Source organism: Colwellia sp. D2M02 (assembly GCF_018860755.1).
Lineage (GTDB): Bacteria > Pseudomonadota > Gammaproteobacteria > Enterobacterales > Alteromonadaceae > Colwellia > Colwellia asteriadis.
In genome coordinates this window covers 69,410-82,756 of record NZ_JAHKPW010000078.1, presented here as the reverse complement: position 1 = coordinate 82,756, position 13,347 = coordinate 69,410, and the positions used below count along the sequence as shown (strand labels likewise).

8 protein-coding genes and 1 tRNA gene are annotated in these 13,347 nt (G+C 36.4%); 7 read left to right on the top strand and 2 right to left on the bottom strand.

Going from position 1 to position 13,347, the window contains the following annotated elements; all coding sequences use genetic code 11:
• The first annotated feature begins 67 nt into the window (after positions 1-67).
• Genes mnmG through KO495_RS15440 form a run of 4 tightly spaced genes read left to right on the top strand, consistent with a single transcriptional unit; the run spans position 68 to position 4,404 of the window.
• On the top strand, positions 68-1,957 hold the full coding sequence (mnmG, locus tag KO495_RS15455; RefSeq protein WP_215981311.1) for a tRNA uridine-5-carboxymethylaminomethyl(34) synthesis enzyme MnmG: 1,890 nt from the start codon (positions 68-70) through the stop codon (positions 1,955-1,957).
• 46 nt (positions 1,958-2,003) lie between these two features.
• Positions 2,004-2,633: a 16S rRNA (guanine(527)-N(7))-methyltransferase RsmG gene (gene rsmG, locus KO495_RS15450; RefSeq protein WP_215981310.1), complete on the top strand. Its 630-nt coding sequence runs from the start codon at positions 2,004-2,006 to the stop codon at positions 2,631-2,633.
• 35 nt (positions 2,634-2,668) lie between these two features.
• Positions 2,669-3,475: a ParA family protein gene (locus tag KO495_RS15445; protein WP_215981309.1), complete on the top strand. Its 807-nt coding sequence runs from the start codon at positions 2,669-2,671 to the stop codon at positions 3,473-3,475.
• Between the two features lie 14 nt (positions 3,476-3,489).
• Positions 3,490-4,404, top strand: a complete 915-nt coding sequence (locus tag KO495_RS15440) for a ParB/RepB/Spo0J family partition protein (RefSeq protein WP_215981308.1) — start codon at positions 3,490-3,492, stop codon at positions 4,402-4,404.
• Between the two features lie 101 nt (positions 4,405-4,505).
• Here KO495_RS15440 and KO495_RS15435 read toward each other — a convergent pair whose 3' ends face one another.
• Entirely contained in the window at positions 4,506-6,605 is a 2,100-nt protein-coding gene (locus KO495_RS15435) for a TonB-dependent siderophore receptor (RefSeq protein WP_215981307.1), read from the bottom strand.
• Positions 6,606-6,811: 206 nt separating this feature from the next.
• Positions 6,812-6,888, bottom strand: a tRNA-Arg gene (locus KO495_RS15430).
• Between the two features lie 264 nt (positions 6,889-7,152).
• Between KO495_RS15430 and KO495_RS15425 the strand changes: the two genes are divergently transcribed.
• Genes KO495_RS15425 through prsK form a run of 3 tightly spaced genes read left to right on the top strand, consistent with a single transcriptional unit; the run spans position 7,153 to position 13,343 of the window.
• Positions 7,153-8,211 (top strand): efflux RND transporter periplasmic adaptor subunit, encoded by a 1,059-nt coding sequence (locus KO495_RS15425; protein ID WP_215981306.1) that lies wholly within the window; start codon positions 7,153-7,155, stop codon positions 8,209-8,211.
• A 6-nt stretch (positions 8,212-8,217) separates the two neighbouring features.
• Entirely contained in the window at positions 8,218-11,271 is a 3,054-nt protein-coding gene (locus KO495_RS15420; protein WP_215981305.1) for an efflux RND transporter permease subunit, read from the top strand.
• A 41-nt stretch (positions 11,272-11,312) separates the two neighbouring features.
• Entirely contained in the window at positions 11,313-13,343 is a 2,031-nt protein-coding gene (prsK, locus tag KO495_RS15415) for an XrtA/PEP-CTERM system histidine kinase PrsK (protein ID WP_215981304.1), read from the top strand.
• The last annotated feature ends 4 nt before the right edge of the window (positions 13,344-13,347 follow it).

Below are 13,347 nucleotides of genomic sequence, written 5' to 3'. Positions count from 1 at the left end.
TGTGTCTCCTTAATTTTTAAGTGCTTTAGTTTTTAAGCCAAGTTTAGCCAAGCAGGATTTTTATTTTATGTGGTATCAAGAGTCTTATGACGTCATTGTTGTTGGCGGTGGACATGCAGGCACAGAAGCCTCGTTAGCAGCAGCACGTATGGGCTGTAAAACCTTACTACTGACCCATAACATTGACACCCTTGGACAAATGTCATGTAATCCAGCCATTGGTGGCATTGGTAAAGGCCATTTAGTTAAAGAAATAGACGCTTTAGGTGGTTTAATGGCTACGGCAATTGATCATAGCGCTATTCAATTTAGAACATTAAATGCCAGTAAAGGCCCAGCGGTTCGTGCTACCCGTGCTCAAGCTGATCGTATTTTATATCGATCGTTTGTACGTAACGCATTAGAAAATCAAGAAAATTTAACTATATTTCAACAGCCTTGTGATGATTTGATCTTAGAGAATGATCGCGTTGTTGGTGTATCAACCCAAATGGGTTTAAAATTTAAAGCAAAAACTGTTGTTCTTACCGTAGGTACTTTCCTTTCAGGCCAAATACATATTGGCTTAAACAACTATCAAGGTGGTCGAGCTGGTGATCCTGCAAGTATTAACTTAGCCACTAAAATGCGTGACATGCCATTTAGAATGGATCGATTAAAAACAGGTACTCCACCAAGACTTGATGCAAGATCATTAGATTTTTCAGTAATGGAAGAACAACCAGGTGATGATCCTAGACCTGTATTTTCATTTATGGGTTCTCAAAAAGATCACCCACAACAAATATCTTGTTATATCACGCACACCAACGAGCAAACCCATCAACATATTCGAGATGGCTTAGATAGATCACCAATGTATACCGGTGTTATTGAAGGCGTTGGACCTCGTTACTGCCCTTCAATAGAAGACAAAATAACGCGCTTTGCCGATAAAGATTCACATCAAATATTTGTTGAGCCTGAAGGCTTAACCACTCACGAAGTTTATCCTAATGGTATTTCAACGAGTTTACCTTTTGATGTTCAAATGAACTTAGTGCGCTCAATCAAAGGTTTTGAAAACGCTTTTATTACTCGTCCTGGCTATGCCATTGAATACGATTACTTTGATCCTCGTGACTTAAAACAAAGTTTAGAAAGCAAGTTTGTTGAAAATCTTTATTTTGCAGGACAAATTAACGGCACAACCGGTTATGAAGAAGCTGGAGCTCAAGGGCTTATTGCAGCCACCAATGCAGCTAACCGCGTAAAAGAGCGAGATGAGTTTTTATTAGGACGAGATCAAGCCTATATGGGCGTTCTAATTGATGACTTAGCAACATTAGGAACCAAAGAACCTTATCGTATGTTTACTTCACGTGCAGAATACCGTTTATTACTGCGTGAAGACAATGCTGATATTCGCTTAACCGAAAAAGGTCGTGAAGTTGGTTTAGTTGATGATGCTCGCTGGCAACGTTTTAATGAAAAAATGGAAAATATTGAATTAGAACTACAACGTTTACGTTCAACATGGGTACAAAAAGATCATCATAATGTTGATCAAATTAATGAGTTATTAAAAACACCTATGAGTAAAGAAGCGAGTATTGAAGATCTTATTCGCCGCCCTGAAGTACGTTATAACGACTTAGTTAAAATTGAAGGTTTAGGCCCAGCGATTGAAGATACACAAGCATCAGAACAAATAGAAATTCAAATTAAATACGCAGGTTATATTGATCGTCAGCTTGATGAAATCGCTAAAAAACAGCGCAATGAAGACACTATGATCCCGCATAATTTTAATTATCAACAAATATCAGGCCTTTCAAATGAAGTTGTTGCAAAACTTCAAGATGCTCGACCTGAAACTATTGGTAAAGCATCGCGAATTTCTGGTATTACTCCGGCAGCAATTTCGTTATTATTAGTCTACTTAAAAAAACACGGTCTATTACGTAAATTAGCGTAATAGCAAAGGTAGGGGCGAACTGCACTGGCAGTTCGTCTAATATAATATGACGTTAACAGAACAACTAGAAACGCTGATTAGTAGAACCACACTGTCAGTATCAACAGAACAAATTAACTTACTTATTCAATATGTAGAGTTACTCCACAAATGGAATAAAGCTTATAATTTAACTTCTGTACGTAATCCTAGCGATATGGTTGTTAAACATATTATGGATAGCCTAATGGTTGGTGAAGTATTGCAAGGCGATAACTTTATTGACGTTGGTACAGGGCCTGGCTTACCAGGGATACCTTTAGCTATTTTATTTCCTGAAAAAAACTTTGTATTGTTAGACAGCTTAGGTAAGCGTATAACCTTTTTAAGACAGGTTGTTTTTCAACTTAAACTCGCTAATGTAACCCCCGTAAAATCTAGAGTTGAAGAATATCAGCCAGAAATACCATTTGATGGCGTACTTAGTAGAGCCTTTTCTTCCTTAAATGATATGGTAAGCTGGTGTAAGCATCTTATTGCTTGTGAACAAGGACGATTCTTTGCCTTAAAAGGACAATATCCTCACGATGAAATTACGCAATTACCTGATAATATTGAGTTAGTTAAAAGTTACGAAATACATGTACCTGACTTAACTGGTGAAAGACATGTACTCGAACTAAAAAAACTAGCGTAAAAATAACAATTAAAGCATAAATTATAGAGGCGCTTGTGGGAAAAATAATAGCGGTTGCAAACCAAAAAGGCGGTGTTGGCAAAACAACAACCGCGGTTAATTTAGCAGCATCCTTAGCAGCGACTAAGCGCAAAGTACTTTTAATTGATTTAGATCCTCAAGGCAATGCTACTATGGCAAGTGGCGTTGATAAATATGAAGTTCATGCCACCTGTTATGAATTATTAGTTGAAGAAAAAAGTGTGCAAGAAGTGATGGTAGAAGAAACCTCTGGTTTATATCATCTCATTTCAGCCAATACTGATGTTACTGCGGCAGAAATTAAACTTATGGAAGTTTTTGCCCGTGAGCAGCGACTGAAAGTAGCGCTAGCCCCAGTAAAAGACTATTACGACTTTATTATTATTGACTGTCCTCCTTCACTTAATATGCTTACGGTTAATGCGATGACTGCAGCAGATTCAGTATTAGTACCTATGCAGTGCGAATATTATGCATTGGAAGGGTTAACAGCACTTATGGACACCATTAGTAAATTAACGGCTGTCGTCAATGATAAGCTGCATATAGAAGGTATATTAAGAACGATGTACGATCCTCGTAATCGTTTAGCGAATGATGTATCAGAGCAATTAAAACGTCATTTTGGTGATAAAGTTTATCGTACCGTTATTCCGCGTAATGTCCGTTTAGCAGAAGCACCAAGTTTTGGTGCACCTGCTATGTATTACGATAAATCATCTACGGGCGCTAAAGCATATTTAGCCCTTGCCGGTGAAATTATACGTAAAAGTGAACAAGCCAAAAAAGATCAAGCAACAGCACAACCCGCTGTTAACTAGCGCAAAGGAAAATTATGAGTTCAGTAAAACGAAAAGGTGGAAGTCGTTTAGGTCGCGGATTAGACGCGCTTTTATCAACAGCACCTGCGCCATCAGAAAAAAACAGCACTAATACTGAAAATAATGTAGAAGAAAATTCAGCGACGCCAATCGTAGAAAATGAACTACGACAATTAGCGATTGATAGCTTAGCACCAGGTAAGTATCAACCACGACGAGATATGTCGGATGATGCTCTTGAAGAGCTGTCTTTATCAATTAAAGCACAAGGTATTATTCAACCAATTGTTGTACGTGCTATTGCTGATGATCAATTTGAAATTATTGCCGGTGAACGTCGTTGGCGTGCAGCAAAGTTAGCGCAACTAGCCATTGTACCTTGCTTGGTGAAAGACGTACCTGACGAATCAGCCGTTGCTATTGCGTTAATTGAGAATATTCAACGTGAAGACTTAAACGCAATGGAAGAAGCGATTGCCTTGAATCGTTTATTAAATGAGTTTGATTTAACGCATCAAGAAGTTGCTACCGCCGTTGGTAAATCACGTACAACGGTTTCTAACTTACTACGCCTGAACAATTTAAATGATGAAGTAAAAAAATTTTTAGAAAATGGCGATATTGAAATGGGTCATGCTCGTGCTTTACTAGCACTTGAAGGTGAAATACAAACCACTACGGCGCAAACAGTTGCAACTAAAGAGTTAACAGTTAGAGAAACTGAAAATTTAATTAAACAAATTCAAAACCCAACAGCAGCTAAAGAAGTGGTTGAAAAAGATAGAAAAACCATTGAATTTGAAGAAAATTTAGCGAGTAAGTTAGGTGCTAAAGTTGCGATAAGTCATAATAAAAAAGGTAAAGGGAAACTTGTTATTTCTTACGCTAATTTAGCTAAGTTAGAAGAGATACTTGAAAAAATAAACTAGTCAAAAATAACATGTATTTAACCTGTTTATAATCAATAACTAATTTTAAAAGACCTATAATAGATTTTATAGGTCTTTTTACTTACTAAAACTAGAAATAATTAAAAGCTGTAAGTTGCTTTAACGCTGCCGTTAATTGGAGCGCCATAGAAGCCAACATTTTTTAAACTAGTGATATATTTTTCATCAGTGATGTTGTCAATATTTGCTTGAATTGCAAAACTTTTTGAGACATTCCAGCGAGCAAATGCATTAACAAGTAAATATGAACCTTGTTTTACCACACCGGTTGCATTTTCGGTTTTTGATTGCCATCTACCACCTAAACCCACCATTAATTCAGGCATTGTAGGCAACGTGTAATCTAGCGAGAATTTAACGGAATTTTTTGGCTCCCATGCACTTGTGTTTTCGCCTTCGGCATCTTCTATATCCATATATGTATAGGCAAAAGTAGCATTAATATTTTCAGTTAATGAACCTATTACTTCTAGCTCTACCCCTTCTGACTTCATTGTAGTACCTTCATAATAAATCTTACCTAAGTCATTTATTCCGGCTCTTACTGCAATATTATCTTGCTTAGCACTGAAAAGAGCAAAGCTAGTAAGTACAGCATCATCTAACCACTGGCTCTTTATACCAATTTCATAGTTAACGCCTTTACTAGGGTCTAAATACTGAAAGTTATAGTCATATCGGTCTTGTGGTTCATAAATATCTGAATAACTGATATATGCATTAATATCTTCAGTAATTGAGTAAGTTGCTGCAAGATAAGGACTAATCTCACTCTCTTCATTATCAACGGAGCCACCTGAATTGTAACCTTCTCGGGTATAATCAATGGCATTGAAACCTGCGATAACAAATAAATCATCATTAATATTTAATTTAGTTGAACCAAAAATACGTAGTAAAGTTACGTCTAAGTTTGCAGTTTCAACTTGTTCTTGCCATATTGGTTCGGGAGTTAAATCTAATGGATAAGGGAAAACAGGATTAATACCGTAAGCAGGTGTTGTTGTTTTATCGTATGGGTTATTAAAAGAGAGATCGTTACTTTTTGATATGCTTGTGCCAAACATTAACTCATGTGTTTGATTAAATAACTCATATTGTCCTTTTGTTGTTAAATCAAATAAGTTAGCGCTAAATTCACCATCGTAGCTACCAACAGAGTTTCTTGTCACCCTATTGCTTTCACTATTGTCTAAGCCAGCCACGTAAAATAATTTACTATAGCTGTCAGACTCTTGTCTGTTGTACGTTGTTTTTATTTCCCAGTCATTATCGAAGATATAAGAATACTCAACAAACGCGCTTATATTTTCTGTATCCCATATTGTCCAGTCTTGAGTTGGACTCGTGCTTACATCATAATCACCTTGTGTTCCATCAGCATACGCTAAAGGTAAACCACCCCACATAACGCCATCACTATTTGCATCTTGATATGAAGCCCCAAAAGTTACTGTTGAATTGTCAGTAACTTGACCATCAACAACAACAGATAGGTAGGCATGGTCATCTTCTAAACCATCAAGGTATGATTCAGAATCTTCTAAAACAGCAACAACTCGCGCAGCCCAACTGCCACTTTCTGTTAGAAATAATGAATAATCGGCTTGTAAGCGTTTAAGTGCATCTGAACCCAGTGTTAGAGCAACCTCCCCTTCATTTTCATTAGTTGGACGTTTACGTACATAATTAATGGTACCTGCGGCATTACCTACCCCGGTTAATTGCCCATTAGCGCCACGAATAACTTCTACTTCTTCATAGCCGTAACTTTCCATAACGCCAGTTACAAGACCCCAATCATTAGGTAAGCCAATACCATCTATTTGAGTGCTTTTAATATCAAAACCGCGAGCAGTATAACGAGTACGGTTAGTTTCACCTTGCTCAACGGTAATACCTGTTGCCATCTTCATAACATCATTAATGCTATTAGCAGCAAAGTTTTCAATTTGTTCAGAGCTTATAACGCTAATCGATTGTGGTGTTTCGTTAAGCTCCATTGTTAACCCTGTAGCGCCTTTACTTACACGATTTTGACGTACACCAACAATTGAAATGCTCTCTATTTTCTCATCATTTTTTTTAATATTTTCTTCTTGTGATGATTCTTGCCCATAGGCAGGAAAACCCATAGCCAACACGAGCGAAGAAAGTGCAAAATGGAGCTTAAATTTCATGATTACCCTTAATTAATAATATTACGGCTTAAAATAATTGGCGATATTATATAGGAACAAAAGCAACTGTGTAAATAAGATTGATTATCATTATTCTTTGTGTTTTGTAGGTGTGAATTGTAGAAGAAAGGGTTTAATACTTAAACTCTTTTCATGCTAAGTGATAAGGTATTAAATTGGGATATGCTGGTATGAAAAAGAGATTATGGCGCACCCTACAGGAGTCGAACCTGTGGCCTTCGCCTCCGGAGGGCGACGCTCTATCCAGCTGAGCTAAGGGTGCTTATTGAGAATATTACTTGCAGCGAATAATACTTAAATCACCGATATAACGCTTATTACCGCAAGCGGCGCAAATACTATAACCTACCGATAAATTTGTCTAGCTAAGATAAATATATTTGCCCTACTTTCTTTCACTTGCTTTACTATAACCTCTCGATATTCAATTATTTGTCGCAATAATGTACGTTATGGGCTTGGTATTATAGTTAAAACTGCCTAAAGTTATGGGTACGCTATTGAACCTGTTGGTCTTATGTGAATTATGAAAAAATTTCTTGGTTATCTTACTTGTAGTCTATTGATATATTGTTTTTTTTCAAATATTAGTCATGCCCAATCTTATAAAGTTAACGCAATAAAAGCGGAGCCTTTTATTTATGAAATTAACCGTACAGGTAAATTAGCATTTAAAAGAACGTTGAACCTTTCATTTAAAACCAGTGGTTTCTTAGAAGAATTAAATGTTGATGAAGGGGATCGCTTTTCTGCAGGACAAATATTGGCAGAACTAGATGCTTTTGAGTTAATAGCAGAAAAAAACTCTACTTACGCAAGTTTATTACAAGCAAAACAAAATGTGCAGCGCACAGAATTACTCTTAGCAAAAAAGCTTAGCTCACAACAAGCACTCGATAACGCTAAAACCGCGGTTGAAACTACTCGCGCTCGCTATAAAGTTGCGCAATATAATTTAACTAAAGCACAGCTTATTGCACCTTTTAATGGTGTTGTTTTAAGGCGTTTTACTGAGTTAGGTGAGTTACAAAATCCAAGTCAGACAGCATTACAATTAGCAGCATTAACCGATAACTTAGTTGCTAGAGTGACGGTAACTACCAATGAGATAGGTATGGTGACACTTAATCAAAAGGTTACTGTCAACTTAACTCCTTATGGAAAAGTTACGGGCTTCATCAGTAAAATTCCGGTGATTGCTGATCAAAGCAGTCAATTATTTACTTTAGAAGTACTATTACCCGATATTGATGCTACAAAAGTTGCTGTGGGTCAGTTTGTTGATGTAATGATAAATACTAAGAGTGAATATTATACTTACCGCTTACCTATTGCTGCGTTAAACAGTACTGATGATGAAGGGAATGCATTAATAACACTGGTTAACAATGATAATCAAAATGAATCTTCGCCAAACCACTATACTCAAGCTTTTAAAATTATTAAATTAAGTAATGATTATATTTACTTAGCAGCCCAAGCAAGCTCCCTACCCTTATTTGTGGTAACTAATGGCTGGCAAAAATTACTTAATGATTCTGCAACTGAAAGTATTACAACCAACACTTCGGCAAGCCATGAGTAATTTATAATGAGACTGCCTACTTTAGCGATAAAAAACGCACAGTTTACGTTAACCATTGCCCTACTTTTAGTGCTTGTCGGTGTGGTTTCTTATTTAAATATGCCTCGCTCTGAAGATCCACAATTTGATTTACCCGTAAGTATTATTGAAGTGGTTTACCCTGGAGCGTCACCTAGCGATATTGAAACGCTTGTAGTAACTCCCCTTGAGCAAGAAATTAACGATATTGAAAACATTAAAAAAATAGAATCAAAAATACATGACGGGGCTGCACGGATCACAATCGATTTTTTACATGGTACCAACTCTGAAGCGGCTTTTAATAAAGTAAAACAAGCTGTATCAACCGTACGTCCAACCTTACCTAGCGGTATTGCTCAATTACGCGTAGTAAAAATTACCCCAAGTGGTGTCGCTATTATGCAGTTGGCGTTATGGACAGATCCTGTTGACTATAAAACCATGGAGTTTCAGGCCAAACTACTTGAAAAGCGTCTTGAAACTATTGCCAGTGTTCGTAAGGCTGATATTTGGGGCTATCCAAGACAAATTATTGCGGTTGATATTAATTTGGCTGCTTTAAAGCAATATGGTTTAGCTATAAGTGATGTTAATCAACTTTTAGAGGGGCGTGCACTTAATATTACTCCAGGGTTCGTTGATGCCAATATACGACGCTTTAACGTTAAGGCTAGCGGTAACTTCATTGAACTTGCTGATATTGAAAAAACAGTGATTACAAGCGGCGAATATGGCGTAGTTAGAGTAACGGATATAGCTAAGGTGAGTTTTGCTGATGCAGAGCCTGATTACTTAGCGTATTTTGATGATAAGCCAGTTATTTTTATTACTGTGGAGCAACGAGAGAAAACCAATATATTTTCACTAACTAAAGCCATAGATACTGAGTTACAGCGCTTTAAAGAAACCTTACCAGCAGGAGTAGAACTGACAAAAGTATTTCAACAAGCTGACAGTGTAAATACTCGGGTTAATGGTTTTTTTAGTAATTTAGTTCAGGGTTTAGTGATTGTTGGGATATTAGCATTACTCTTTTTAGGAGTGAGAGAGTCTTTAGTGGTTATCACCGCTATTCCAGTTTCTTTTCTTATTGCTATTGGTTGGTTAGATTTTAGTGGTTACGGCTTGCAGCAAATGTCTATTGTCGGGCTTATTATTGCGTTAGGTTTGTTAGTCGATAACGCCATAGTGGTTACAGAGAGTATTCACCAAGAGAAAAAATCAGAAAAAAATATCAAGCAAGCAGCGGCTAAAGGTACAAGTAAGGTGGCTTGGGCTATTTCAAGCGGAACGATTACCACTATGCTGGCTTTTTTACCTATGTTAATGATTCAAAGTAATACCGGAGACTTTATTCGTTCTATGCCAGTAACGGTTGTTTTAGTGCTTTTTGCTTCGTTACTTGTTGCTTTAACGATAACACCATTGCTCTCAAGTAAATTACTCGCTTATCAGTCAAAAAACGTTGAAGATAAAGGGTTTAAAACTTTACAGCATTACGTTAATCGCTTTGCTCATGGTAGTTACGTAAGTTTCTTAAGTAAGCTAATTAATCAACGCTTTTTAGTGATTGTTGCTAGCCTTATTTGTTTAGTTATTATGTTGTCTTTATTTGGCAAAGTGGGTGTCAGTTTATTTCCTAAGGCTGAAAAGCCGATGTTGCAAATTAATGTCATGACCCCAGAAAACTCATCGCTTCAATACACTAATGAGGTTATGCAGCAAGTCAGTGCTCATATGAAGCAATTTACTTTGGTTGATAAAGTGGCGTTGAATATAGGCAACTCTAACCCGCGTATTTATTACAACGAAGTGCCTAAGCGTGGTATGGCTCGTTTAGGTCAAGCGTTAGTAACACTAACTCATTATGATACTGATGAGGTGAACCAATTAGTCAGTAAACTACGCGAAGATTTTAATCATTGGCAACAAGCTGAAATAACCGTAAAAGAATTCACTCAAGGCCCTGTTACCGATCAAGTGATTGCCATTCGTTTATTGAGTGAATCCCTTACTGACTTAGCACAAGTGGCTAACGATTTAGAAAATAAAATGCGACAAACTCAAGGGGTGGTGAATATAGACAACCCTATTGGTATGGCAAATACCGAGCTTGTTTTAGACATTAACTACCAACAAGCTGCCTTAAGCGGCGTTAATATTCACCGTTTAGACACATCAATAAAAACAATATTGTCGGGTACACAAATTGGAATGTTTAATGATGTTAACGGTGAAGACTACCCTATAGTGGTTCGCCGAAATAATCCTGATATTAATGGTTTATCGGCGGTTGAAATAATCAATAATCAAGGGGTTGCCATACCGTTAGAGCAGTTAGCTACTCTTGAACTTAAAAAAGCAGGTAGCGATTTTTTTCATTATCAAAAATTACGTATGGCTAAAGTTTCTGCCGATGTGGCAACCGGACACTCTGTTGGAGTGTTAACACAGCAGTTAGTTGATTATTTAGAACAATATAACTTACCGCTGGGTATGCATTACACTTTAGGAGGTGAGGAAGAATCAAGACAAAAAAACTTTGCCGGTTTAACGCAAATAATGCTAATTACCGCTATTGGCATATTTGCGGTATTAGTACTGCAATTTAAATCTATTTTACAGCCCATTATTATTTTTAGCTCTATTCCATTTGCCATGGCAGGCTCTATTATTGGTTTATATATTACGGGGCTGTCTTTTTCGATGATGGCATTTGTTGGCTTAATTAGTTTATTTGGTATTGTGGTCAATAATGCGATTATTTTAATTGATTGCAGTAATACTAATTTACGTTCAGGGCTTGATAAAAAATCAGCCATACTACAAGCAAGCTCAACCCGTTTTACCCCTATTTTACTAACCACATTAACAACCATTGGTGGATTAATACCGTTAACGCTATTGGGTGGTGTATTATGGCAACCTCTAGGCGTAGTATTAATTTCAGGGCTTTTTATTTCGGCGTTATCTAGCTTTATACTCGTTCCTATATTGACTGACGTTTTCACAAAAAATACAAATTTAAAGGATTACTAAACATCGGTTGTGTGTTTATTAGTAGTACCTAGGGAGTTTTCATGGAAGTTATTGGCACATCAGGTTATTTTCTCGCGGCCTGTGCTTATCTTATTTTTATTTTATTATTGCTGGCGGCAGGTAATAAAGCCTTATCTGGCCGACTAATACTATTCACTGCAGTGCTTACGTTATTTTCAACCTTAATGGCTGCATTTCACTCCTTAGGGTCTTATTCATTAATTTTTGTACTTGCTATTGAAACCTTTAAATTAGCGGCTTGGTCGGTATTAATATTAAGTACCCAAGAAAATTTACAAAATGTTAAAGCGCTGGTTAGTAATAAAAAAGTTAAACAATATTTACTTATTTGGGCTGTATTATCACTGGGTTGTTGGGGAATGGCGTTATATGTTCCCGATAGTACTAAATACTTATTTTCATTATTTTTATTACTGAATTTATGGCTATTGGTGTTGTTAGAGCAACTCTATCGTAATGCTGACGTTAAAGTTAAGTGGGCGCTTTGGTCTTTAGTGATAGCGCTTGGCATGATCACTGTATTTGATTTTGTGTTATTTGCACAAGCGGCAATGGTTAATCAACTCGACTTTTCTTATTGGTATGCGCGAGGCTTTATCATAGCGATAGGCATGCCGCTTATTCTGATAAGTACCCGACGTATTAAAGACTGGTCGGTTAATGTTTTTGTTTCAAGAGAAGTGGTTTTTTATAGCTCTATGCTATTAATTTCAGGAATTTATTTACTGTTATTAGCATTAGCTGGTTATGTTATTAACTATGTTGGTGGTGCTTGGGGTGAAGTAATCAGTATTGCTTTTATTATTTTGGGCGGCTCAGTTTTAGCGGCATTATTAATAACAGAAAAACTAAGAAGAGAAGTTAAAGTATTTATTACTAAACACTTTTTTGCTAACAAATATGACTATCGCGCAGAGTGGTTAAAGTCGATAGAACAGCTTGAAATAGGCGCTAGTGATGATTTTTATCAAACCGCGACGCAAATTATTTGCTCTTCATTGAATATTCATCAAGGTGCGCTAGTAAAAAAAATAGCGAAAGGAAATTATGAATGTCAGTATCAATATCATTATACACTTGCGGCACAATTACATTACTTAACAGAGGTAGATGATTTTTGTCAGCAACACGGCTGGATTATTGATGTCCGAGAACTTGCTATTGTTGAAAAAAGCTACCCAGGTTTATCAATAGACTACGAACAATTTAACTCTCAAAACATTGATATTATTATTCCTATTTTTATGAAAAAAGAGGTTTATGGGTTCTTTTTACTCGCGATGCCAGAAGACCAAGGGTTATTAAACTTTGAAGATCGAGATTTATTATTCGCCTTATCTAAACAATTAAGTAACTATTTATCGTTAAATGAGGCTAATGCACGCATTGCCGAGTCTAAGCAGTTTGATGCTTTTAATCGTATGTCTGCTTTTTTGGTACATGATTTAAAGAATATCCAAGCACAACTCGGATTGATTAACAGTAACGCTATACGTCACCGTAATAATCCAGCATTTATTGATGACGTTTTTGAAACCATTGAATCAGCAAACGAGCGACTTGATAAAGTTCTTAATCAATTAAGAAATAAACAAGTTGCTGAATCTGAAAAGAAAAAAATAAATATTGCGGAGGTTATCCGCCAAGTTATTTCACAGCGTAATATTCAACTACCTAATGTATCTATAGAAACACTAATTGATAGTACGATAGAAATAGACCTAGAGACATTTTCATCGGTATTGAATCATTTACTACAAAACGCACAAGAAGCGACAAATGAAAATGGCTGGGTTAAAATAAACACAGAAATAATAGAAGGAAACCTGCATATTGCCATTATTGATAATGGTTGTGGTATGTCAGCTGATTTTATTAAACAAAGACTATTTAAACCATTTGATACCACTAAAGGTAATGCAGGTATGGGAATTGGTGTATACGAAGCCAAGCAATTTATTGAAAGTATTGGCGGTAATATGCAAGTCACTAGTTTTGAAAATAAAGGGACTATTTTTACGTTAAATATCCCGACAATAACAAAAGATTAATAGA